At 41.9% G+C, this 25466-nt stretch carries 19 protein-coding genes; 11 read left to right on the top strand and 8 right to left on the bottom strand.

What is annotated here, in order from left to right:
- Positions 1-21 precede the first annotated feature (21 nt).
- Together HWQ43_RS13910 and HWQ43_RS13905 are read left to right on the top strand one after the other, a co-directional pair.
- Positions 22-1539 (top strand): LCP family protein, encoded by a 1518-nt coding sequence (locus HWQ43_RS13910; protein ID WP_292734417.1) that lies wholly within the window; start codon positions 22-24, stop codon positions 1537-1539.
- 85 nt (positions 1540-1624) lie between these two features.
- Positions 1625-2131 (top strand): pentapeptide repeat-containing protein, encoded by a 507-nt coding sequence (locus HWQ43_RS13905; protein ID WP_292734414.1) that lies wholly within the window; start codon positions 1625-1627, stop codon positions 2129-2131.
- Between the two features lie 319 nt (positions 2132-2450).
- Here HWQ43_RS13905 and HWQ43_RS13900 read toward each other — a convergent pair whose 3' ends face one another.
- A complete protein-coding gene (locus HWQ43_RS13900; protein WP_292734411.1) occupies positions 2451-5468 on the bottom strand; it encodes a GAF domain-containing protein in 3018 nt (1005 codons plus the stop codon).
- Positions 5469-6232: 764 nt separating this feature from the next.
- On the opposite strand from HWQ43_RS13900, the gene murJ reads away from it, so the two are divergent.
- From murJ to HWQ43_RS13885, 3 genes are all read left to right on the top strand, one after another.
- Entirely contained in the window at positions 6233-7837 is a 1605-nt protein-coding gene (gene murJ, locus HWQ43_RS13895; protein WP_292734408.1) for a murein biosynthesis integral membrane protein MurJ, read from the top strand.
- A gap of 318 nt (positions 7838-8155) precedes the next feature.
- Positions 8156-8668, top strand: a complete 513-nt coding sequence (locus HWQ43_RS13890; RefSeq protein ID WP_292734405.1) for an outer membrane beta-barrel protein — start codon at positions 8156-8158, stop codon at positions 8666-8668.
- Between the two features lie 204 nt (positions 8669-8872).
- Positions 8873-9166, top strand: coding sequence for a hypothetical protein (locus tag HWQ43_RS13885; RefSeq protein WP_292734402.1), 294 nt, complete (start codon positions 8873-8875; stop codon positions 9164-9166).
- On the opposite strand, the gene HWQ43_RS13880 is transcribed toward HWQ43_RS13885, so the two are convergent.
- The 4 genes from HWQ43_RS13880 to HWQ43_RS13865 form a co-directional block, all read right to left on the bottom strand.
- Positions 9163-12231, bottom strand: coding sequence for a DUF3769 domain-containing protein (locus HWQ43_RS13880; protein ID WP_292734399.1), 3069 nt, complete (start codon positions 12229-12231; stop codon positions 9163-9165). The two genes, HWQ43_RS13885 and HWQ43_RS13880, sit on opposite strands and share 4 nt — an antisense overlap.
- 197 nt (positions 12232-12428) lie before the next feature.
- Positions 12429-12545 carry a photosystem II reaction center protein I gene (locus tag HWQ43_RS13875; protein WP_041566417.1) on the bottom strand — a complete coding sequence of 39 codons (117 nt, stop codon included), beginning with the start codon at positions 12543-12545 and terminating at the stop codon, positions 12429-12431.
- Positions 12546-12945: 400 nt separating this feature from the next.
- On the bottom strand, positions 12946-13647 hold the full coding sequence (locus HWQ43_RS13870; RefSeq protein WP_292734396.1) for an acyltransferase: 702 nt from the start codon (positions 13645-13647) through the stop codon (positions 12946-12948).
- 662 nt (positions 13648-14309) lie between these two features.
- A complete protein-coding gene (locus HWQ43_RS13865) occupies positions 14310-14438 on the bottom strand; it encodes a hypothetical protein (RefSeq protein WP_256091202.1) in 129 nt (42 codons plus the stop codon).
- 587 nt (positions 14439-15025) lie between these two features.
- On the opposite strand from HWQ43_RS13865, the gene HWQ43_RS13860 reads away from it, so the two are divergent.
- Together HWQ43_RS13860 and glgP are read left to right on the top strand one after the other, a co-directional pair.
- Positions 15026-15349, top strand: a complete 324-nt coding sequence (locus tag HWQ43_RS13860; protein ID WP_292734393.1) for a hypothetical protein — start codon at positions 15026-15028, stop codon at positions 15347-15349.
- Positions 15350-15982: 633 nt separating this feature from the next.
- Positions 15983-18547, top strand: coding sequence for an alpha-glucan family phosphorylase (glgP, locus tag HWQ43_RS13855; protein ID WP_292734390.1), 2565 nt, complete (start codon positions 15983-15985; stop codon positions 18545-18547).
- Positions 18548-18616: 69 nt separating this feature from the next.
- Here glgP and HWQ43_RS13850 read toward each other — a convergent pair whose 3' ends face one another.
- Complete coding sequence (locus HWQ43_RS13850; protein ID WP_292734387.1) at positions 18617-19084, bottom strand: DUF29 domain-containing protein; 468 nt, start codon at positions 19082-19084, stop codon at positions 18617-18619.
- Positions 19085-19122: 38 nt separating this feature from the next.
- Positions 19123-19884, bottom strand: a complete 762-nt coding sequence (locus tag HWQ43_RS13845; RefSeq protein ID WP_292734449.1) for a DUF429 domain-containing protein — start codon at positions 19882-19884, stop codon at positions 19123-19125.
- A gap of 151 nt (positions 19885-20035) precedes the next feature.
- Here HWQ43_RS13845 and HWQ43_RS13840 point away from each other — a divergent pair, with 151 nt between their 5' ends.
- On the top strand, positions 20036-21295 hold the full coding sequence (locus HWQ43_RS13840; protein WP_292734384.1) for a glycosyltransferase family 4 protein: 1260 nt from the start codon (positions 20036-20038) through the stop codon (positions 21293-21295).
- Between the two features lie 240 nt (positions 21296-21535).
- On the top strand, positions 21536-22402 hold the full coding sequence (locus HWQ43_RS13835) for a calcium-binding protein (RefSeq protein WP_292734381.1): 867 nt from the start codon (positions 21536-21538) through the stop codon (positions 22400-22402).
- Between the two features lie 145 nt (positions 22403-22547).
- Here HWQ43_RS13835 and HWQ43_RS13830 read toward each other — a convergent pair whose 3' ends face one another.
- Positions 22548-23681, bottom strand: coding sequence for a class I SAM-dependent methyltransferase (locus HWQ43_RS13830; RefSeq protein ID WP_292734378.1), 1134 nt, complete (start codon positions 23679-23681; stop codon positions 22548-22550).
- Positions 23682-24003: 322 nt separating this feature from the next.
- On the opposite strand from HWQ43_RS13830, the gene HWQ43_RS13825 reads away from it, so the two are divergent.
- Both HWQ43_RS13825 and trpS read left to right on the top strand, forming a co-directional pair.
- On the top strand, positions 24004-24180 hold the full coding sequence (locus tag HWQ43_RS13825) for a hypothetical protein (RefSeq protein WP_292734375.1): 177 nt from the start codon (positions 24004-24006) through the stop codon (positions 24178-24180).
- A gap of 270 nt (positions 24181-24450) precedes the next feature.
- Positions 24451-25461: a tryptophan--tRNA ligase gene (gene trpS / locus HWQ43_RS13820; protein WP_292734373.1), complete on the top strand. Its 1011-nt coding sequence runs from the start codon at positions 24451-24453 to the stop codon at positions 25459-25461.
- The last annotated feature ends 5 nt before the right edge of the window (positions 25462-25466 follow it).

Below are 25466 nucleotides of genomic sequence, written 5' to 3'. Positions count from 1 at the left end.
TGGTTGAGTGGGGAGATAATTGTGATAAAACAAGTCGAATGGTCGGAAAATCCGGTTACGTCTCAGCAAGTAGTAGAGTTTGAAAGTGACGTGCGATCGTCGCAACTTCAACGGACAGAAAATCAAGTAACACCAGCACCACTGGCCGACTCAGAGGAGGAGGTCGAACTAAACCAGCCAGCGAATCCGAACCGTAGCGTCATCGAATCTGTGGGCGCGTTTCCCAATCAGCTTTCTGAGAGACTGGGCTTAACCATGCCTCGATGGCTGTTATGGTTTATGACGGTTGTCATTGGCATCATCTTATCTGGGCTGCTGGTGTCAACATTAGCGCTGTGGACTCCTTTATGGAGCAATCTAGATCGAACAGATGAAGATTTAGGAACTACTGCTAAAGACGAACTAAAAATCCCATTACCAGGGGAGTTATGGGGCAAACTCTCCCAGTACAAGCTTTCACGTCCGATGAATATTTTAATCATGGGGATTGAACCAGTCAGCGGTACCGTTGATGGCTCACCAGAAAGCTTTGCCGGGAAAAGCGACTCCATGCTACTGGTACGACTGAATCCTAGTGAAAAATCTGTAAGGGTGCTTTCCATTCCCAGAGATACAATGATCGCCATCCCTGAAAAGGGAGAAAAGGGATTAACTAAGGTATCTGATGCCAATGCCAAAGGCGGCCCAGTCTTGGCTGCACGGGTAGTTAGCCGTACCTTAAACAACGCCCCAATCGATCGTTATATCCGCATTTCTACCAGCGGCTTACGGCAGTTAGTCGATCAATTAGGCGGTGTAGAAGTCTTTGTTCCTAAAGCAATGGAATATAAAGACTCCAGCAGTCGGCTGTCGATTAATTTAGTCAGTGGCTGGCAAACCCTCAACGGCGAACAAGCAGAACACTTTGTTCGATTCCGCGAACCAGGTTTGGGAGATTTGCCGAGAGTGCAGCGTCAGCAAGCATTAACAGCAGCTCTGCTGCAACGTTTAAATAGTCCTACCATCTTACCCCGGTTGCCTCAATTAACTCGCCTAATGCGAAAATATTTTGATACCAACCTGAAGATGGAAGAAATGATGGCGTTGGTCAATTTCGGACTCAACCTAGATCGGGATAATTTCCAAATGACTGTGTTGCCTGGTACGTTTAGCCGCTTTAGCAAAGACCCTGATAGCTATTGGCTGAATATGACTGGACAACAGAGCCTGTTGAATGATTATGTTGGGGTAAATGTACCTGGTCTAAAACCAGATATGCGTCAGGTTCCTAACCTCAAAATTGCTATTCAAAATGCTTCAAATCAACCTCAGCTAACTGAAAAAGTTATTGCTTATCTCAAACAGAAAGGCTTTAATAATATTTACAAAGTGCCTGATTGGCCAGATACCCAACGTCAAACTCAGATTATTGTCCAAAAAGGCAACCGACGAGTTGGGGTTGATTTGCAAAAAGTCTTAGGCTTGGGTCAAATCGAGGTGTCTGCCATTGGTGATTTAGAATCTGATCTTACCATCCGCATTGGGAAAGATTGGAAATAGCTAAGAGTCATTAGTCATTAGTCATTAGTCATTGGTTAAATGACAAAAGACTAATGACAAAGGACTACTGACAAATAATAAAGTTATGAAAAAGATTTTACTGCGTTTTTTGGGTTTGATTGTAATTTTACTACTAGCCTTTGGGTGGATAATACTTAATCCTAAGCCGGCTTTTGCTCAGATAAACACAATCAATTACAACAATATAAATTTAGAAAATCGTGACTTTTCTCATACCGATTTGGCAGGTGTAACTTTTGTAGCAGCAGAAATGCGGGGGACAAATTTTCAAGGAGCGAATTTAACCAACGCAATTCTGACTAAAGGAGTTTTATTAAAGGCAAATTTGGAAGATGCGAACTTGAGCGGCGCTTTAGTCGATCGCGCCACTATGGATGGTGCTAACCTGAAAAATGCCATCTTTACAGAAGCAACTTTGACCCGCAGCCGCTTTTTTGATGCTGATGTCACTGGTGCTGATTTTACCGATGCTTTAATTGACCGTTATCAAGTGTCGCTGCTGTGTGAAAGAGCAGATGGCGTAAATCCAGTTACGGGTGTGTCAACGCGAGATAGTTTGGGTTGTAGGTAAAGAAACTCCGCGTTGAGCATGAAAACAGAGACATTTTTGCAAAAAAATGGAAAATACAAATTCTTTATTAAACTATGTATTATTTGCTATCGATTTGATTTTAATTTGGGATTTGGTCAGAGATAAAAATATACAAATTTATGAGCAAACACAAAATCAGCTTAAGTGTATAAATTATAAATAAATTATATTGATTCAGGCGTTGGTGCATTAGTCTAATGGCATAATGCAATGGCAGTTATGATGCCTTCGGGGAACGGAGGAAACCCTGGCTCCCCTATTTAAGATTGACTGAAGAATTGTCAAAAATCAATCGCCTCTAATTACCGCAGGGAATTTCAATTAAAAACTCTGTTCCTTCTCCTGGTTTAGACGAACATTTCATCTGACCATGATGTTTCTCAACTACTATTTGATGGCTAATAGACAATCCTAACCCCGTACCTTTACCTGGTGCTTTGGTAGTGAAGAAGGGATCGAATATATGCGATCGCACTTCTTCTGGAATCCCCAGACCATTATCAGCTATTGTTATTACAATCTGGTTCTGAACGACTTGCGTATTAATCCAGATAGTCAAAGGTATTCTCGGACACGTTTGTAATAATTTCAAAGACCTTTGCTGTATAGTGTTAAACTTTTCCTCTAATGCATCAATACTGTTACTCAAAAGATTCATAAACACTTGGTTTAATTGCGCGGGATAGCATTCGAGCAAAGGTAAATTATCATATTGTTTAATAATCTCAATAGCTGGGCGATCGTTATTGTTTTTAAGGCGATGCCCTAAAATTAACAAAGTACTATCCAAGCCTTCATGAATATCTACTGGCTTTAATTCAGCCTCATCTGTACGAGAGAAGTTTCGCAGTGATAGCACAATATCACAAATGCGCTCTGTTCCTACTTTCATTGACTCAAGGGTTTTGGGTAAATCTTCAATGAGAAAATCCAAATCACTCTTGTCGATTTGCTCTTGGATAGTTGGCAATATTGAGGAGTTTTGACGGTAAAGTTTCACTACCTTTAGAAGTTCTTGAGTATATTCACTTAAATGGATAAGATTGCCAAAAATAAAACTGATCGGATTGTTGATTTCATGGGCAACTCCAGCAAGTAGTTGTCCTAATCCCGCCATTTTTTCACCCTGAATTAACCTAGTCTGAGTTTGTTTTAATTCTTGCAGAGTTTGAGAAAGTTCTAAGGTTTGACGTTTAGTTTGTTCGAGTAATTCTGCTTGCTGAATCGCAATTCCTAATTGCACCCCAACTTGAGCCAGTAAATTAATTTCCTCTTCTTTCCAATAACGCGGTTGCGAATTTTGATAAGCAACTAATAATCCCCATAATTTTTCACCTTCCCGAATCGGCACAAAGGTTTCGTTACGCGGAAGTTCGTTATCGTCGTCTGTGTCCTCAAAAGTTTCTATAATCATTGGTTGGGTTTGTGCAACTGCTTTCCAACCATCTTTAAATGAATCTGCTACAAATTTACCACTCCAATCCGGGTTGAAACGGTAAATTGCAATTCGCTCGACTTCAAGTAACTCTCGCACAGCATGAGTAGTAGTTCTAAAAATAGTTTTAATATCGAGTGACTGGCGGATTTTATCAATGGTTGCTGCCAGTAATTCTTGCCGTTCCATTGCTTTCTCGCGTTCAGTGGCTTCTGCTAACTGGACAACCTGCATTTGAACTTGCTTTAAATAAGAATCCTGTTTTAATGCGACTCCCAATTGTTCGGCTATTTGACTGGCAAATTCAATTTCAGAGGGTTGCCAGTAGCGAGGAGCGGTGCATTGGTGAATACACAGCAATCCCCAAAGTTCACCTTCTTTTAATAGAGGTGCAACCATATTTGCTCGCACTTGAAATTTTGCTAAAATTTGCACGTAGCAACCGGGAAACTTTCCTTGATAAATGTCAGCGATCGCATTTACTCGACCTTGGGCGTAAAGGTGTGCAAAGTTTTCCCCGAAGCAATAGTCATAAACTTTTTCTGCCATTACCGAGTTACACTCAGACACAAAATCTTCAGAAATAAATTCTCCTTCCCAATCTTTTTGCGGATCAAAACGAAAGACTGCCACTCGGTCTGCTTGCAGCATTTGTCGGGCCTCGGTGACAGTAGTATGGAAGATTGTATCTAAATCTAGAGACTCCCGAATTCGAGTAATTACACTAGTTAATGTCTTTTGTTGCTCTGCTTGGTACTGAGCGTATGCTAGCAACTTATGGTGTCGCACTGCTACACCAATTTGTCTACCGATTTTGCTCAGTGATTCGACTTCATAAGATTGCCACTCTCTGGGTGAGGCATTTTGGTAGACAGCGATGATTCCCCACAGTTGATCTCCCTGAAGAATAGGCGCAGTTGCAAAGGCTTTTGTCTGAAATTGCTCCAATAAGGTGATATGGCAGTCTGTTAATCCGGCTTGATAAATGTCATTAACTATAAATGTCTCGTTGTTAACGTAACGTCCACCTTGCGTCTGTTGTAAATAAGTATCAGCGATCGCAGGCTGAATGCCAACTAAAGCAGTCCAGCCTTCAGCAAATGATTCCGCAACAAAGTTACCACTCCAATCGGGATTGAAGCTAAAGATGGCAACTCGATCGGCTTGCAGCAGCTTACGTATTTCTTGAGTTGTGGTTTTAAAGATAGTTTCAATATCAAGGGGTGAGCGAATTTCATCGACAATTTTAGCTATTACTTGGTCGCGCTGAACTGCTTGAGCCAATTTTGCAGCTTGCAATTGAACTTCATGGAGATGTTTCCCTTGTTGAATTGCAACAACAAGATGGTCAGCAATTTGACGAATAAACTCAATTTCCGATTCTTTCCATTCACGAGTCTCACTGCACTGATGAATGCAAAGCAATCCCCACAGTTCTTGCTTGCGCGATAGAGGGACAACGAGGTTAGCCTGTACCTGAAATTTACTCAAAATTGCCAGATGACAATCACTCAGTCCCGCCTTGTAAATATCTGCTACTGCTTGTACTTGACCTTGTTGATAACTAGAAGCAAATTGTTCTTCAAAACAGTGGTCGTAAACTTTTACAGCCATTGCTGAGTCCCAGCCAATTGCAACATCTTCAGAAACAAATTCTCCCTCCCAGTTTTGTTCGCGGTCAAACTGGAAGACTGCTACTCGGTCAGCATTTAACAACTGACGCACTTGTGTAACAGTCGTTTGAAAAATTTTTTCTAAGTCCAGAGATTCCCGAATTCGGACTATTACACTCGCCAGAGCTTTTTGTTGCTCTAGTTGCTCTTGAAGTTGAGCGCTTGACAAAAGAAGTTGATTTTCTGTGAAATTTGAATTGGGTTCCATTGCTCTGGATTATCTCGTTTTTATACAAGGGTTCCTCACACCAAAATTCATGGGGTTAAGAAGTGTCAAAAATATGACAAACTGCAAAGTTTTACAGTTTTCAACTAGCCGCGTCCAGGATTCACCTATTTCAGATGGATGTCAACTTGTTGGGGTAGGACGAATGGACGCTTTGGGACTGAGTACTGGGTACTAGGGAAGAAAATATGAGTAAAATTTGTTTGGGATTCCAATCCCCATTCAAATCTCGCCCGATACCCAGTCCCTAATCCCCAATCCCTAGTTCAACTATTTCCCAGAAGATGGTTATTGTTATAGTTCCCTTTTCTCGATCTATCCTTGTAATGGATTAAAAAATAATTTTGGCTTGTACACAACAGAGGAGATGACTAAATACACAATTGTGTAAATTTGTTGCCAATTCAGGGTTTAATTTGAAACACAGAGGAGCGTAAAGTTTATTTGAGTATATTCACTACGAACTTAGGCAAGGCTATCACTAAGTTAGTGTTGTCGGCGCAAATCCGAAAAGCGGCCCGGCCCCTTTGAAATCCCGATCTAACTAACTTGTAATTCGCTGTATTATAGCAATTCAGGAATTTAATTTTTAGCGTAGACGTAGCCTGCCGTAGGCATCGATCCGCCTTTGCCCTGAGCGTAGGCATTTAAAATTACTAATTTGTCAAAATTTACCTGACAGACTGCGGAATTTCAGGTTAAATGTTTTAAAGTATGCACTCTGCAAGAGTTGTCGGGTATTATTCGTGACACAACAAGATCAAAAACCCTCTCGTTCTTTCGCTGGAATTGCTGGCATTGTTGCCGCAGCCACATTAATTAGTAAAGTCTTCGGTTTAGTGCGGCAGCAAGCGATCGCTGCCGCTTTTGGTGTTGGTGCTGCTGCCACCGCCTATAGTTATGCTTATATTATCCCTGGCTTTCTGTTGATCTTACTCGGTGGCGTAAATGGGCCATTACACAGTGCGATCGTCAGCGTTTTAGCCAAGCGTCGCCGAGAAGAAGCAGCTCCCCTAGTGGAAACCGTGACAACGCTGGTAGCTGGAGTGCTGTTGCTGGTGACAGTGGCTCAAGTTCTATTTGCGGATGCGATCGTTGATTTAGTCGGTCATGGTTTGGAAGAAACAACCAGAGCGATCGCCATTCAACAACTCCGCATTATGGCACCAATGGCTTTATTTGCCGGTTTAATTGGCATTGGCTTTGGTACTCTCAATACAGCCAATCAATATTGGTTACTCTCCATTAGCCCTTTATTATCTAGTATTACCGTTGTTGGCGGTCTTGCTATCTTGGCGATGCAACTGGGCAAGGACATTATTAAGCCGGAGTACGCTTTAATCGGGGGAATGGTGTTAGCTTGGGGAACCTTGGCAGGAGCGATTCTCCAGTGGGTAGTGCAGCTAATTGTCCAGTGGCGGTTAGGATTGGGCACATTACGCCTGCGGTTTGATTTTAAATCTCCAGGCGTTCAAGAAGTAATTAAAATCATGACTCCGGCAACAGTTTCTTCTGGAATGATGCCAATTAATGTTGCCACTGACCTTTATTTTGCTAGTCCTATTCCTGGTGCGGCGGCAGGATTTAACTATGCCAATCTATTAGTCCAAACTCCCTTGGGGATTATTTCTAATATTATTTTGCTGCCTCTATTACCAATATTTGCCAAACTTGCTGGCCCCGAAAATTGGCAGGACTTAAAATTACGGATTCGCCAAGGACTGCTACTCACTGCTTTTACCATGTTACCGCTAGGAGCGTTGATGGTGTCGCTATCTGTACCCATTGTGCAGGTGGTATATGAGCGTGGGGCATTCAAGCCAGAAGCTACAGAGCTAGTTTCATCTTTGTTAGTAGCTTATGGAATTGGGATGTTTGTCTATTTGGGGCGTGATGTTTTGGTGCGAGTATTTTATGCCTTGGGCGATGGACAGACACCTTTTCGCATCAGTATTTTTAACATCTTGCTCAACATCTTATTAGATTGGTTTTTCGTTAAACCTTTTGGCGCTCCCGGTTTGGTATTAGCAACGGTGGGTGTAAATTGTAGCTCAATGTTAATGCTGTTATGGTTGCTCGATCGCAAACTCAATGGTTTACCTTGGCGTGAGTGGAGTTTGCCGATTCTGGGTTTGGCTGCTGGTAGCGTAGTTGCTGGGGTAGCAAGCTATGGGGCATTGGTTGGTTCTCAGCACTTGCTAGGTAAAACGGGTTTACTGATTCTGGTGTTGCAGTTGTGTATATCTGGCTTCGTAGGGATTGTAGTGTTTGCTGCGATCGCTTCATGGCTGAAAATACCAGAGGTGAATATTTTTATCTCTCGTCTACGTCAGCGCTTTTTGAAGAAATAACTGTTATCTAAATAGAATTCAGGAGTCAGGAATCAGAATTCAGCATCAACTTATAGTTAGAGAAAGCGGATAGCGCAGCGTAAAGACAAGAGGGTGGTGAATCCGAATCTTCCACTTTCTTGTTCTGAATCTTGAATTCTGAATCTTGAATTCTGACTCCTGAATTCTTCAATAAAATATTTCAGTTGTTACACCCAGATGGGTGAGAAATAATTCAGCCACTTGGGTGAACCAGGTGTACGAGGTTACATTTTGTAAAAAAAGAGATTCTAGTACTAGAGAACATTGATTTTACCTAACTCTAGTGAGAATAATTCTATGAAACTGACAAAATTAGCTGCCTCTGCAATTGCTGTTGCTTCCATTGTCCTCTCAGCCGGCATTGCATCTGCTCAAACAGCAGGTACTAACGGTAACTACATCGGTGCTGGTGTTGCTGTTGGTGCAACCAGTGGCGGACAAGGAAACGATGAAGCACAAATTGGTGGTAATATTCAAGGACGATACGCCGTACCCAATGCCCCAGTTTCACTGCGGGGTTCTGTGTTGTATGGTGGCGATGCTGCTGCAATTATGCCCATAGTCACTTATGATGCACCCATCGCCAAAAATACTAACGTTTACTTCGGTGGTGGTTATTCTTTTGTAACTGATGAAGGTCAAAAAACCCCATTGGGCAATCGGAATTCACCTGTAGTCACCCTTGGGATTGAATCAGAAGTAAGCAAAAATGTTATTGCCTACGGGGATACTAAATGGGGTATTGACGCCTACAAAAATAGTGATGCTGATGCCGTCAGCTTCCAAGCTGGATTAGGCTATCGCTTCTAGTGATTACGAGCTAGAAAAGGGCTTATTCGGAAGCTAAAGCAATGATCTTTTCCAGCCATAATAGTAATTCGTTCTTTGATGCCCAAGTATTAATACTTGGGCATCAATCATTTTTAGTGATGATTTTGATAAAAAATGATATTGGCTAGTGTTAATACTTTATCTTAAAGTGAAGCAAATAGACATACGTATAAGATATTACTGATGAAAAAGATTAATTACATTCCAGAAATAGTTGGTGAAACAACTGACGTAGAATCTTGGCTGATGCGAGCGGGGCTAAGATTTTCAGACTTAGGTGACGATGCTGCAAGTATTGAAATCCGCAGGCAATGGCGAGAGTACCAAGCCGCAGTTCATAGATGCTGTGTAACCCTACACCAACCACCATCAGGCATTCAACTAAGCGGCGACTATGCCAGCTTGAGAATACCTGGCGCGTCATTAACTAATTGTGCGATCGCTCGGCTGTCGAGTCGTCCCAAATCCTCAGACTAATTATCCTGTTGCACGCCATTCACTACTGGCTTAATTTCCGAAAATGGATCGGTGCCGCCACCCCAGTTAAAATCACTAATTCGGATGCTGAAGCCGCCTAACTCCAGCACCGGATTGTAACGTAAGGTAATGCCATAGGTGCGACGGCTATATTCCAAAATGTAGTCGGTACTAGTTTCTTTACCAGTATCTAAATTAACAGATGTTTGAAAGCCTAAGCGAAAAGGGCCGTAGATTTGCTGTGATATTCCAGCGGTCAATACTTTGTTGTCAACGGAGCGGTCAAACAAAAAGGGTGATAATCCGTTATTTAACCCTTGAGAGAAACTGACATTAAAGGCGGTATAGTCTAAAAAAGGTCGGGAAAAATGACCAATTTGCCCTTGTAAGCCAATGGTACCAATTAGAGTGCTTTGGTTATCCCCATTGCTGTAATAACTGGTAGTGCCTGTGACGCTAGCGATCGCTAGCAAGTAAGGAACTACAGGGGTAGCTGTGTATCGTAATCCCTCAGTGGCAGTGGGTGGTAATGGTTTTCCCTGCCACAGCAACAGCCCTCTACTGAGGGTAGCACTGCCTTGTAAACGACCAAGTGAAATGCGATCGTTTTCCCGCACTGGTTCTAGCAAGTCTTGGCGATCGGTGTTGGCATCAATATACTGGGCACTTGCTTGGTAGTTAAGGTTGATGCCACTTTTTCCTAAAGGAATCACAGGAGAGGTAATAATGCCGCCAAAACTGCTCTGGACAGTTTGAAAACCGAGAGTACCGTTGTAGAGACGATCGCGGTAGTTATATTGCACATTCAATGTGTGGGGAAGAGAAGTGCCTAATGTCTGGCGCAATCCTAAATTCACTCGCAAATTTTCTTCCACGTCATTCAAGTTAAAACTAGTTAACTCCGCAGTTCCCTGAATTATCCTCCGTGGATTCAAAACAGAATTTATCTTGGTCTTCACACCAAACAGTGCGCCTAAGTCACCTGTGCCTTCTTGCACACCTCTCTGTAATAATAACTGGGGCGTGATTGTCCAGCGTGTTTGCTCTGTATCGATTACTGGAAATCCACGCTCAATATACAAACCTCCCCGATCTTCTCCATCGTAGCCTGGGGAGACTATTGCAGGTGTAACGTCCCGCTCTCGGCGGTCAATAGTACGCTCATTCAGGGGAATTGGTAAGGAGACTGTTTGATCCAATACCAAACGCTGTCGCTGTGTTCTGATGCGGTCTACTAAGGGTGATTCTCGCGTCAAAGTTACTTTATCTGCGCGTAATTCTAATTCAGGGGGCGAAAAAGGATCGTTGGTGATGCGGACATTACTTGCTTGCCAGCCTTGCGGATAAAAGTCAATTTGTTCAGCTTCAAACCTGAGCCGATTGACTGCACCCCCTGCTTTCGGTGGCGGGATGTTGCTGGCGTCTGACTGACCACCAATTGTCACATCAATTCCTCCAGGGCTACTCACACCGGAAACGGGTTGATTGGCTCTAATGCGATCGCTGGGTGGACGTTTTGAAACTCCACCAGCACTTACAGCCGTGGGTGAAAAAGCAAAATCTGTTTGTGCTGAAGGTACGTAAATCTCTCCTCTACCATTTTCCAGTTCCCCACGATCTTGAACGAAGTTATAGGTAAAGCGTTGTCCACGCAGTATCTGATCGCCCCGTGTTAAGGTGACGTTGCCTTCCCCCGCAGCGATCATGTTGTCCAAATTGACTTGTAAGCGATCGGCATCCACCACCGCCCCATCAAATCGCACAATTACATTACCTACAGCTGTAATAATTCGCTGTTTCTCGTCATACTCTTGCCGATCTGAAGTAACTTCTACAATTCTTTGTCCGGCTGGCGGTGTGGTAGCTGGCGCAGTTGTACCAGATAATTGAGTTTGCGGCTGAGTGGTATTTATCTGTGGTGTAGGCGTTGGTACTTGGCTTTGTTGCTGGACTTGGGACTTAAATTCTACAGTGATGGGTACTGAGAGTTGGTTTTTGGGCTTACGAGACTTGAATGTGATAAAATTTTCTACTGATTGAGAACTCGGTGCAAGATCGGCAGCAGATACAGAGATATTGTCTTGTTTTAGAGACTGTTGTGCAGTAATATCATGTTGCTGTTTTTGTTGGGTTAACTTCTCAGCTAAAATTTCTGCTTTGGATTTGCCTAGCTTATTGCTGTTTGTGACAGTTAGGGCAATTTGAAGAGGGCGTGGAGATTGTGCGACAAGTGGGCTTGGAGAAACTCTATAGGTAAAGCTAGAAGAGTCCAAAAAGGTTGGTTTTGCTCCACCATTAGAGTTTGGATTTAGCGTAGACGCAAAGCGGTGAGGGGGTCGCAGTCTTCTCCCAAGGGGAGACGCTAAGAGCGATGGCGGTTCCCGTCGATTGCGATAGCGCAGCGTTAGCGAGTCTTCTCCCAAGGGGAGACGCCAAGGGCGAACGAGCGTCACCCCCGAACCCGTTGGCGCAGCCTCTCGTAGAGAAGGGCTTGTCGTCAGACATCGCTGACCGAGTTTTTGAGCAGGCTCATACTTTGCTTGTTGATCTAAAGCCTCTGCTCCAACTTTTCTTTGCAAGGCAGCGGCTTCTCTTTGCGTCTCCCGTTTACGCAGTGCCGACATCAGAAGAAGTTCCGAGCGGCGGGGTTCGACGCTCGGACTTGTCTTTGTGTCTTGTTTAAGCCCATTAGAGGTTGTAACCTCCTGCGTGGGATAACCAACAACCAGTGGCTGCCCCAAAAGCCCAGCAGTTGCAGAACCGGGGAGTGGGGAATTTTCTGGTGGAAAGGTTTCTGGTGAATGAGGTACAGAAGAAGTTTTAGCAACTACCAAGTCATCTTGAGTTGAGTTGATCGGAGTTGACAACAAAGGATCGCTCTTAGTGTTAACCGAAATTGCCAACTGAGCCAAATTCTTGGGCTGCTTGGATTTGTCTGTCTTTTCGTGTATTCCAGTATCTACACCTGAAAGAAACTTTGTATGACTAGCAGATGAGGCGGGATTTACAGGTTGTAAAGATTCAACGATAGGAGGCGGATTAGGTGGCAGAACTGGATGAAGCATAAGTGAGCAAAATCGGGCTAACAAACAGCCAAATGACAAAGGGAAGGATTAAACATACATTTTGCCTTCCGACTGTCGCCTTCTGCTACCTACAGTAAGCTACTTGGAGGAAGAAACTTACTAAATTTTCGCTTAGTAAGTTTCCGTGGCGTTTAGTATTTTCCGCCTTCCAAAGTCGCGGATGATTTATCGCCCTTTTACTCTAAGTCCCGACGGCCGGGGTTACGAGCTGGATCGTTCGACAAAAATCCGAAGATGAAGATAGTTACGAAGAAGGCAACAACAATATAAACAGCGATTTTTAAAGTCAGCATAGAAATATCTCCAACGGGTAAAACAAAGAAAGCTTTTCTTTCAGTATCTGCAATGCAGAAAAGATAGCTACTTTATATTACCCAAATCTCGTCCCTTTTTTAGAGGACTCTGGGGACTCAGGGCTAGCAATGTCTACCCTACGGTTATTGATAATGTACAAGATGTAAGTTGTCTGACTTGTAGATGCCCTTAAGAGAGATAACTCAGAGGCGTTTACCCTTGTGACGTTGACTGATGGCAAAGGTTTCCCAAAAAAGGCAACAGCTTACAGGGGATAGTTACTATTCCCCATAGCTTTCAGGAGTGCTGAGTACGGAGTGCTGAGTGGGAAATGGGGAGCAGAGGAGAAGTTACAGTAAGTTCTGCCCCTTTGCACCTCTGCCTCTTGTACCCAATGCCCTATGTCTTAACTTGAAGCTTGGCTATATCTTTGCCAATTCGGTTTTTGATTACTCTTGCAGGTATGCCGACAGCAACGGAAAAAGGAGGAATATCTCGATTAACAACTGCTCCCGCGCCAATAACGCTGCCTTTGCCGATAGTAACGCCATCTAATACTGTTACTCCATGTCCTAGCCAACAATCATCCTCAATCACAATTCCCTTGCGAGTAACACCTTGGTATTTAATCAGCTCCATCGGATCGGCAAAATTATGATTATTGGCATATATCCCTGAATGAGCAGCAATCATGCAGTGTTTACCAATTTTAATGTCTCCTGGCCCCTCAATACACACGTTGGGAGCAATGAAGGTGTCTTCATCAATATGTATATACGTATCTTTCAAAGACCCGATATCAACGTTACGTTCAATCGCAACTCTATCTCCTAGATGGATTCTATTATTTTTATGTCCTCTCGCATCCATCCGCACACCCTTGAAAATATAGACTCCTGCGCCGATCTCAATACAAGAAGTACCGTTAAATTCAACACCATTTTGAATATATACTGGGCTGCCTATCTGGTCAAAAATACTACGGTATCCTAAATTACGCAATTTTGGGCCGAGGAGAAGTGTCGGAATATCTCCTAACACTGTAGTTACTAAAAGTTCTTGCACGCGCTGCAATTTGGAAAAATATTGCTCGTTCTGCATGGCTACATATCTCTTTAATCAATTGTTGTTGACAGTGTTTAAAGTTGTTTTGGCTGTATCCTAATCTTCTGCCAATACCAATAGGCTCTGTGTGTATTAATACATGAGCTAAGGTAGCAGTATCACCAAAATTCCCCAAGATTTTTAGATGGTTTTTCAAATGTTGAAAAACCATAGTCTGGCTTTGACTATGCGAGCAATTCTTGAGGTTAGGTGTGTAGAATTACTCAAGTAATATGCACAATTACGTTAAGTCGCTAGCAGATTTTGTGCTATATGCACCTAAAACTTTGGCTTATTTTTCACAAAATCAATTAACAAAACAACTTCAGTGCATTGCCGGGTCAAAACTCAGACTTTTAAATTGTCTGATGGAAAATTTTCTGGTTTAGATAGACTACTGTTTTGGTTCTCTGGCAAATTTGAAAAGCTTGCTACCGCTAACAGCACTCCTAAAAGTAACTAGGATAGTGTTGTTTGTCTTGAGGCTATTTTCTCTCAAGCGGTTTTAGTCTTTTGAAACAATTCAGTTTCACAAGCTATTTGGCAACAAAAAATACATTTAACTAGACTATATTCAAAGTTTAGATAAAATTTCTGCCTAGCATAACAATGTAATTATTGTTGGATTTTGATGGGTATTTTTGCCCAAAAAAATCCAATTAGGGTGGATTATCTCCCACATCAGCCATCACATTGAAGTTAACCATCGGTGCAAACAAGTAAGCGCTTCCCCGACTGCTATGACGGCTTTCTTGCAACGAATTTCTAGAGTATGCTGCTCCAATCATGTTGCACACGGATGATTTACAGACTAGCCAATTCACGTTTGTAATGACATGAATGGTTTTTAAGAACAATTGTTTTTAACGATAACACATTTTATTTTTAGTGGAACACTCTTATGAAATAAGTTGATTTCCAGATTTATTGTTGATGATAATGCTGGAAATAAGTTAACTTTTTTACTAGAGCGAGTGCTACTCGGAAATCTTTTTATACACTTAGACAGCATCCATTGAGGAGGGAGATTTAAAAATGCTGTAAGTGGTTATTGGCATTTTGGTCTATATTTATATCGTTACTATTTTATAAATTGGGCATTAAACTCAGAATAATATCTACTATACTTGTGACACCCTATTCCTTAAAAAGCCAAAGTAGCTGAAAATTTTCCTCTTCCTTATTACTTGTATCTAAAAATTTATAAATCACCCATTCGGGTGAGCCAAGCGGGTGATGCGTGCTTGGTAGTATTCATTATAAATTTTATTAAAAGAAAGCTAAAAGTAGCTTAGTTTCGAGGATAAATCTACAAAAAAACATCTAATTTCCCAAATTGAGGTATCCGTTTTAACTCACACACTTGGTTCAAATTATGGCTTTAATTAAAGAAATTGTACAAGAAGCTCTAACTATCGGCTATCTAAGTGTTGTAGCCGAAGATCAACTGCGATCGCAACTTCAAAGTAATTATGACTCAGAAGACCTAGATGCCTGGATAATTTTACAGCGAGCTATTGCAGCAGGTGATGTCAAACAAGAGTCGCGCCGAAAAAAAGCTTCCCCATCTCCTAAAGCCAAAGACACTTCATCAAGTATCAAACTTGCTTATCAAATGGCGGCAGAACTCGCTTATGCAGCAGCTGTAGCTCTGACAATGACAAAAAATACTAAAGATCAGCCTTCACTAGGTGCATAAAGTAACATCTTTATAAGTCATTTTGCTGAATTAGTGCAAATATTTCATACCAAGTAGTTAGTGTAGGCGTAGCCCACCGCAGGCATCGCTTTTCTTGGTTAACTGCTTGGTAGGGTTTTCATCCAATTGATTATTTATGGGGTTTCCTTCTGCCTCGTGGGTTGAGAGTGCTGAGTGCTGAGTAAAAATCCCAGTCTTTAGAAGATTTTCATGCTTGGCTTTTGAAACTCGTTTTATTGGGACTGTCTTCTTTGATAGAGCAATTTTATTAAAAAATAATTAAAAAATTTCACTTTCCTGGATACACCTATGGGGAATTTTCACCCTCAGCCAAGAATCTCGAATTGATCCCCGGAAGCAATACTAAAATAAATATAAATTATTTCTTCAAAACTAAATTTTTTTAAGTGATATATACCAGTAAATGATTAAATCTTAATATACCAAGTACATGGCTCAGAGTAAGGCATAGAATTAGAAACACCTTGGTGTAAACTTTAGCAACGAGGTTAAAAATAATTCTCAATGCTTAACAAAGTCATCGCTTTTTCACAAACTACTGTATAAAGAATTGGCAACATTGGTAAAGAGAGTAAACAATAACCATAGCTAAACTTGGAGTTTTGCCAACCTATGCAGCCAATTCGCACATTTAACGTATCTCCTTCACTACCGCCGCGACTTGAACCACTACGGCGGCTGGCATATAACTTGCACTGGGATTGGAACGTTGATACTAAAGATTTATTTCGTCGCTTAGACTCTGACCTGTGGGAGTCTAGCCATCATAACCCGGTGTTAATATTGGGTACAATCTCTCAATCGCGGCTTCTGGAAGTTGTCGAAGATGAAGGCTTTTTAGCGCAAATGGATCGAGCTGACCGTCAGTTAGACGATTATTTGCAAGAGCGCACTTGGTATCAGAAACAACGAGAGCAGAAACCCAAAGAATGCTACGCCTATTTTTCGGCGGAATTTGGACTTGTAGATTGTTTGCCCGTCTATTCTGGAGGCTTGGGCGTTCTGGCGGGGGATCACCTCAAATCTGCCAGTGACTTGGGGCTACCGCTTGTAGGTGTAGGTTTGCTCTATCAGCAAGGCTACTTTGCCCAGTATCTCAATGCCGATGGCTGGCAGCAAGAACGCTACCTGCTCAACGATTTTTATAATATGCCCTTGCATCTAGAGCGCAATGCCGATGGTTCAGAGCTACGGATTGCGGTAGATTATCCTGGACGCAAGGTATACGCGAGAGTTTGGCGCGTACAGGTGGGAACAGTTCCCTTGTATCTGCTAGACACCAATATTGAACCCAACAACACTTACGACCACGACATTACAGATCAGCTGTATGGTGGCGACATCGATATGCGTATCCACCAGGAAATCATGCTGGGGATCGGTGGTGTGCAAATGCTTAAAGCTTTGGGGCTGAAAGTTACCGCCTACCACATGAATGAAGGACATGCTGCCTTCTCTGCCCTAGAACGCATCCGCTTGCTGATTCAGGAAGAGGGACTGAATTATGTCCAAGCTAGACAAGTGGTCGCTTCCAGCAATATCTTTACCACCCACACGCCAGTACCTGCGGGAATTGACTTGTTTGCTCCCGACAAAATGCTGCACTACCTGGGATATTACGCAGAGATATTTGGGTTGCCCAAAGAGCAATTTTTAGGACTGGGGCGCGAGAATACAGGCGATTTATCTGGGCCTTTCAGTATGGCGGTGCTGGCGCTGAAGATGGCAACATTTTCCAACGGTGTCGCCCAACTGCATGGTGTGGTGTCGCGGCAAATGTTCCAGGGTTTGTGGCAAAATGTGCCAGTTGAGGAAGTACCGATCGCCGCAATTACTAACGGTGTCCATGCTCGCAGTTGTGTAGCGAAATCAACTCAAGAATTGTACGATCGCTACCTTGGCCCAAATTGGTCATCAGCACCACCAGATAGCCCATTATGGGAGCGGATGGACGCCATACCGGATGAGGAATTGTGGCGCAATCACGAACGCTGCCGCTTAGATATGATTTTGTATGTGCGGGAGCATTTAGTTAAGCATTTAACTGATCGCGGCGCTTCCGCTTCCGAAATTGTCCAAGCCCAAGAAGTTTTAGATCCTTACGCTTTCACCATTGGCTTTGCTCGTCGCTTTGCCACCTACAAACGCGCCACCCTCTGGATGCGTGATTTGGATCGCATTAAGCGGCTTCTGCTGGCTAACAAAGACCGGAAAGTACAATTTGTAATTGCTGGTAAGGCACATCCCAAGGATATTCCCGGTAAAGAATTGATCCGCGAGATCAATCATTTTATCCGCGAACAGCATTTAGAAAAACAGGTAGTGTTTGTTCCAAATTACGACATTCACATTTCCCGGTTGATGGTTGCGGGTTGCGATATCTGGTTGAACACACCGCGTCGTCCACGGGAAGCCTCTGGTACTAGTGGGATGAAAGCGGCAATGAATGGATTGCCGAATTTAAGTGTGCTAGATGGCTGGTGGGATGAAGCTGATTACGTCCGCACAGGCTGGGCGATTGGACATGGAGAGAATTACGACGATCCTAACTACCAAGATGAAGTAGAAGCAAACGCTCTCTATGAGTTGTTAGAGAAGGAAGTTGTACCGCTATTTTATGAGCAGCGAGATACTGATGGCTTACCCCGTCCGTGGGTTGCCAAAATGAAGGATGCAATTCGGTTGAATTGTCCCTTCTTTAATACAGCGCGGATGGTGGGAGAATATGCCGGGCGAGCTTATTTCCCGGCAAGCGATCGCTATCATACCCTGACTGTTGATAACTATGGTCCAGCGAAAGAACTGGCTGCTTGGAAAGAAAAATTGGGCGAACACTGGTTCAACATCAAAATCAAAGATGTTGACGTATCAGCAGCTTCAGACATTGAGGTTAACCAAACCGTTGCTGTCAAAGCCAAGGTTGACTTGGCGACTTTGACCAATGATGATGTGCAAGTGGAGTTATATCAAGGTGCGATCGATGCCAATGGTGAGATTGTCAACGCTGTGCCAGTAGTGATGGATTACCAAGGCGAAGATGGACAGCAATTGAGTATTTACACTGGTAATATCATCTATACCGCTTCTGGTTTACAAGGCTTGTCTTTGCGTGTATTGCCAAAAAATCCACACCTGGCTAATCCTTATGAACCAAGGTTGATTGCTTGGGCAGAATAAGAGTGTTGAGTAGTTATTGAATATTCAAGATTAGGCGTTGCTGACTTAAGTTTAGCAACGCCTTTTATTTTACAGGTTTTCAGGTAGATAATTAATATCTAATAGCTGTTCTAAGGTATAAATACAATATTGAGGGAAGTTATCTAGTTTATCCTCAGTTTTCTCAATTACATACCCTAAAGCATCATCATAAATTGATGCTAATTCGTTGTCTAAGTATTGATATAAATTCGTTGTCAAGTTACGTTTTAATTGATTCCAAAAGCTTCTAATTTCTGCTTTCCAATGTCCCGAATTATATTGATATTCTTGTGTCCAGTATTGCAGCAGCAAAAGATGTCTAATAATTTTTTTTAATAAACTAGCAACCTTGGCTTTGTCTCTATGACCCAAATTTTCTAGCTCCTCAATTAAATTTTCTAAATCTAATTCTTCTAAATGGTTAGCTTTCAATAGCTTGATTGTTTCCTCTAACCAGAGATGATCGTCAATTTTATAAAGCTCTTTTAAACTCAAATTAGAATTAACTCCTTGCATAAAACCTCTTTGAGCTAAATCATTAATACATTACAATTTTAGGCTAATATTCTCTGAGGGATGACAATGTAGCCAGTGGTGCGATCGCCTAATACTAAGTTACGCTGTTCTCCCCAATACCACCAGTATGCAGCAACGTAAGCGCAAATTAGGCTATCTAGTTTATCTTCGGTTGCTTTGAGGGCTGCGCCTGTGGTGGGGATTTCGGAAGTAAACGAACCGCCTTCGCGCAGCGTCTCGGAGAGAAGACGCCAAGGACGCAGAGGAGGAGAGAAGGAGGGGAGGATATCGAGAAGATAATTTTGGAGTTTGATTAGTTCTAGGCGGCGCTCATTGAGGCGTCCTTTTTTGTATTTGAGAATGCGTTCTAAGTTGAATAGGTTAACGATCGCTGGGTGGGGAAAGACTTCTATTTGATATCTGCTGAGTTTTTGTGGTTCTATGGTGGGGGCGTGGGCAAAACCGCGTGATTCTAATTCTAAGCCAAAGTTGATGGTGCGATCGGCGAAGGGTAGGTTTTGATTAGCTGGGTAGCATCCCGCATGATATTTACCAAAGTATTTGTGGCTAAGTTTATCGGGGAGGCGGCTTCCGGTGGCGTTGGGTATGAGGGTAGGTGCATCTACGGCGATGATGGCTGGTTCGTCTGGTTTTACGCTCTGATCGATCCAGTTAAGGATGTCTGCAATGGCTTCTTTACGATCTAGATCAAGTAGTTGCAGTTGTCCATCTATCCATTCTAAGCAGCATAGTCCACTTGGTTGCGATCGCCAGCCTAAATCAATGCCAATAAATTTCATGGTCATAACACGAATTTGCAATTATTTTCGCATTTTCGGGCAACCATTTACCTAAATTTACTTGCTAAAAGTTGTGATAAATAATCTTATAATCTTAAGCAGTTTGTCTTAATTTATTTTATCTGGCAATAATTTAATCAAGATTATTCCAATGAAAGTTTTATTTTTACATCCCAATTTTCCCTCACAATTTCGCAACCTAGCGACAGTTTTAGGTAAAGATCCTAATTGCCAAGTCGTCTTTGGGACAAATCGTCGGGAAGGGGAAATACCTGGCGTTTTCAAAGCTATTTATACCCCTTCTCGTGAAGCTGCGCCTCAAACTCACCACTACGTTCGCAACCTGGAAAATGCTGTTCTCACTGCTCAAGCTGTCTATCGCGTGGCAGAAAAATTAAAAGCTGAGGGTTTCATTCCAGATATAGTTTATGGTCATTCTGGTTGGGGGCCGACTTTATTTATGAAAGATGTTTTCCCGAAAGCAGAATTATTGTGTTATTTCGAGTGGTTTTATCACGCTCACGGTTCCGATGCAGATTTCGATCCCAATGAACCACTGAATGCTGATGATGAATGTCGCATCCGCGTGAAAAATGCACCGATTTTAACTGATTTATATAGCTGCGATCGCGGACTTTCTCCAACTAATTGGCAGCGTCAGCAGTTTCCCAAAGAATATCATAGCAAACTCACTGTAATTCATGATGGTGTTGATACCAAATATTTTGTTCCTAAACCAGGTGCAAAGTTAGTTTTACCAAGAATAAATCTGGATCTTTCTCATGTGGAAGAGTTGGTAACTTATGTAGGACGAGGAATGGAACCTTATAGAGGTTTTCCGCAGTTTATGGAAACGGTAGCGTTACTTCAGCAGCGACGACCTAAATGCCACGTGGTAGTTGTGGGAGAAGATCGGGTTGCTTATGGTAAAAATCTCCCCGATGGTCAGACCTATAAACAATTAATGTTAGAAAAATTATCTTTAGATTTATCGAGGCTGCACTTCACAGATAGGCTTCCTTACAATGAGTACCTTCAAGTTTTACAAGCTTCTTCTGCCCATGTTTATTTAACCCGTCCTTTTGTATTATCCTGGTCAATGTTAGAAGTAATGGCAGCAGGATGTTTACTAATAGCTTCTAAGACTCCGCCAGTCTTGGAGGTCGTACAGGATGGGGTGAATGGAGTGCTAGTAGATTTCTTTTCTCCCCAGAATATTGCTAATAGGATTGAAGAGGCGCTGAATAATCCTCAAGAAATGCAAGCAATTCGTGCGAATGCACGAGAGACAATTATCAAGCGTTATGATTTGGCGAAACTGTTACCACAGCATTTGCAATGGATGTTCGCTGGTAAAACTTCTGATAATTTGAAAAAGCGCCCAAGTTCTAAAGGATTTGGCAAAAATTAGTCATTGGTCATTTGTCATTTGTCATTTGTCATTTGCATAAATATTTTTGCCTAAAGCAAAGGTGTAAATAAAAGCCTGAAAAGCAAGACTTTTGCAAGAAGTATATTAATCATTAGTGATTATTGGTCAATAAAAAATTATAAATGACCAATACAACTCTTGGAGAGGCTGCACCAATGACTAAGCTTAGTACAAATGACAAATGACAAATGACAAATAAACACAAAATCGATATGTAAAATGCGAATTATTTTTACTATTGCCCATTTTTTCAAACCTAGCAATGAGGATCGTCATGCTTCCCAACGCAAAAACCCACAACCCCGCTTGGAAGCGTTAACTAAAAGCATTACTGCTTTACATCAATTATTTGGCAAATCTCAAAGTATTATCAACATTGCTCAACGACTAGCTTTCCCTGCTAATCAGCCGCAGTCTCACGAACTAGATATTGTTATTTGTACAACTCAAGATAATCATCTTCTGAATCAGCTTCCTTTACCATCCCATTTATATAAGCATCATTCTAGCAATGCAGAACCTCTATTTTTGGGGTTTGAGTGTCAAGCTGTTCTGCAAAGTTGTCTCGGTCAGTATGATTATTATTGCTTTCTTGAAGATGACTTAATTATTCATGACCCTTGGTTTTTTATCAAATTAAACTGGTTTACCCAACAAGCCGGTGATTTCAATTTGCTCCAGCCAAATCGTTATGAAGTCTCTCCCAAAGCTTTGGTTCACAAAGCTTATATTGATGGGAATTTGGCTTTACGAGTAACTGCTCCCTTTCAAAATGTGCAGGAGCAACAGGAACTCAATGGTGCAATTATGAATGCACCAATTACCTTTCGTCGTGCCCTGAATCCTCATGCAGGCTGCTATTTTTTAAATGCAAATCAAATGACTCACTGGGCTAATCAAACCTATTTTCTTGACCGAGATGTTCGTTTTGTTGGGCCTTTAGAAAGTGCTGCCACTTTAGGAATTATGAAGACATTCCGAATTTACAAAACCTCGCCGGAGCAAGCAAGCTTTTTGGAGATTCAGCACTTTGGAACTGGATTTTTGGGGCTAATTGGAGGACAAGTGGGTTTGGCAGACAGGTAAATCGAATTTAAGAGTTTGGTTTTTATGAGCAAAATTAATTCATAGGATTTTAACCCATCATCCTACTAAGTAATCATACAATCACTGCGGTTTCTGGAGAGTGACCTTGACGACGGACTACGCCTACGCTGCTACTCTTACTCCATTAAGCATGAACCATTAAGTACTGACCGTTCCCATTATATTCACCATCACAACTAGCGAAATTCCGAACAAACCATATTAAATAAAACCTCCATATCCGGCGAAACTTGGCATAATCCATGCCATAATCTAAGTCTTTGACTGTTGCCTGATTTTTGTCAAAATTATCTAGCCATTTGGCAAATGTTTTAGAGTAATTGGAACCGTTTAGATACCATCTTTCAATTGTTTTGAGGTCTTTATTCCGGCTAGAAACTGCATCATAGTTCCAATACCTGCCGTGAGGAAAAATGTATTTGTGCGTAAAAGCGCTGGATATATTATTAGGGGTACGAACTGTAATGATATGAATAAAAACCTTGCCATTATCTTTCAGCAAACTAGCTAATTTTTTAAAAGAGTTAGTTAAATTACCAACATGACAAAAAACGCCAATCGAAAGTATCTTATCAAATTTTGTCTCAAATGTTGTACTATTTAAATCTCCTTCATAGAGTGTGAATCGGCCTGAACTTAGGTTGCTTTCAGGATCTTGCATCTTCTGGCGCATATATTCACATTGCTCGTGGCTCAAATTCAGACCGACAAATTTGACATTGGGGAATTTGGAAAGAATGTAATTTGGCACACATCCCCAACCACAGCCAAAGTCTAAGATATTGTCTCCATCTTTAATGTCTAACTTTTGAATCACATCATCAATCATATCTATCTGAGATTGCTCAAGGTTTAATGCTCCTTTTTCCCACAATCCCATGCTGTATTTAGGATAAATGAGTTTCCCATCGCCCAACATCTTATTCAGCATCCCTTGAGGCAAATCATATTGAATTTTCATCAGATCCCGTGGGCTTTCAGCAAGATTATCAGTTTCTTTTAATACCCATTCATAAGGTGCTAAGAGGGCAGGAAAGTACTTAAAAAAGATAGGCATACAAGTATCAAAAAGAGATTCAAGTACTGAGTCAGGAACTTCTAACCCATTGATATAAGCCTCAGCTACCGCCATTTGTACTGTGTTTACTACCTCTACCGCCCCACGCGTTGCTGTATATGCAAGTGGGGTTTTAATATTTATATCTCCTACTAAAGGTATATACTTTTCTAGAGACTTTAGTGTATTAAGAGAAGCCATGTTTTAAATCCTAATTTGCTTTCAGTATTTAGCTATAATATCAATAGCAAAGTTAGGATAAAGATTACATTAAGTTTTAAAATATTCCTTTGAATAAAAATATAAATAAATTTCAATAATATAATATTTATGGAAATTTATATCACCTAAAAGTCAATTCGCCAAGCGGAATATGCAAAAAAATTGGACCCTCTGCTTCCTGCCAAAGCATTTCTGCCCGATCCAGGTAAATTAGCGATTCTATTTATTAATTGGACAATTTTGATTCTAGGCTGGGCGATCGCATCTTATCTAGATCGTTGGATCTGACTATTATCCCCTAGTGCAAGAATTGCTAAAGATACATTATCCTGAACGTTTAAATTTATTGAATGCCAAAGATGCTTGGAACTTGCTTATGCAAACGCCAAAGCATTATAAAAATGAAGATACCTTTACTGATTGGTCGGGGAAAAAGTCTGTTTCTTGCGCTATTATCAAGGATTACAAAATTATGTAAATCGATGTTTGCCATCATCTTGGAAACACTGCTCACCCAGATATTGTACAAAGATAGGTTTGATTCTCACTGTTGCTAAAGCCACGGTGAGAAGAAACTCCAATATTTCAACAGCAAGTTGACCTAGAAAATGTCAAAATTAAATGAGTTTTGCGTAGGCGCATACTCCTACGGAGAAGCAAGCTACGCGTAGCGTCTCCAAGAGTTGCGATTTGTCACCAGACATCGCCACTTTACAAGCGCGGATTTGAGATAACTAAGTTGAAATTTATGGGCAAGCAACGTGTTCTTTCTGGAGTTCAACCAACCGGCAATTACCATCTAGGTAACTACTTGGGAGCCATTCGCAACTGGGTAGAAGGTCAGAGCGAATACGAAAATTACCTCTTTGTGGCTGATTTGCACGCGATTACAGTGCCACACGATCCAAAACAGTTGGCAGCTGATACCTACACTCTTGCTGCTCTCTATCTAGCTTGTGGTCTTGATTTAAATCACTCCACTATCTTTGTGCAATCCCACGTTTCGGCCCACAGCGAACTCACCTGGTTGCTCAACTGCATTACACCTCTAAACTGGCTGCAAGATATGATCCAGTTCAAGGAAAAGGCCGTCAAGCAGGGGGAAAATGTGAGTGCAGGCTTATTGGATTACCCTGTGCTGATGGCAGCGGATATTTTGCTTTACCAAGCGGATAAAGTGCCAGTGGGTGAAGATCAAAAGCAACATTTGGAATTGACACGAGATATTGCAGCTCGGTTAAATCACCAATTTGGTAAACCAGATCAACCAGTTTTGAAGTTACCAGACCCTTTGATTCGCAAGGAAGGGGCAAGGGTGATGAGTTTAGCAGACGGTACACGCAAAATGTCGAAGTCCGATCCTTCCGACTTAAGCCGGATCAGTTTGCTAGATTCACCGGAACAGATTCAATACAAGATTAAGCGTTGTAAAACCGATCCGATTCGTGGTCTGACTTTTGACGATCCAGCGCGTCCAGAGTGTAATAATTTGTTAACGCTCTATACATTGCTGGCTGGGAAGAAAAAGGAAGATGTGGCAGTTGAGTGTCAGGATATGGGCTGGGGGCAATTCAAGCCATTGTTGACAGATACAATTATTGAGTCTCTGAAACCAATCCAAGAAAAATATCACTCGATAACGGCAGATAAAAGCTATTTGGAGTCTGTATTGCGGGATGGAGGGGAAAAAGCTAGAGCGATCGCAAATCAAACTTTATCACAAGTAAAAGCTGCTTTAGGCTACTCTCTTCCTCTATAGGTTTT

This window comes from Nostoc sp. JL31, from assembly GCF_017114965.1.
GTDB lineage: Bacteria > Cyanobacteriota > Cyanobacteriia > Cyanobacteriales > Nostocaceae > Nostoc > Nostoc punctiforme_A.
This window is presented reverse-complemented; position numbering and strand designations above follow the sequence as displayed.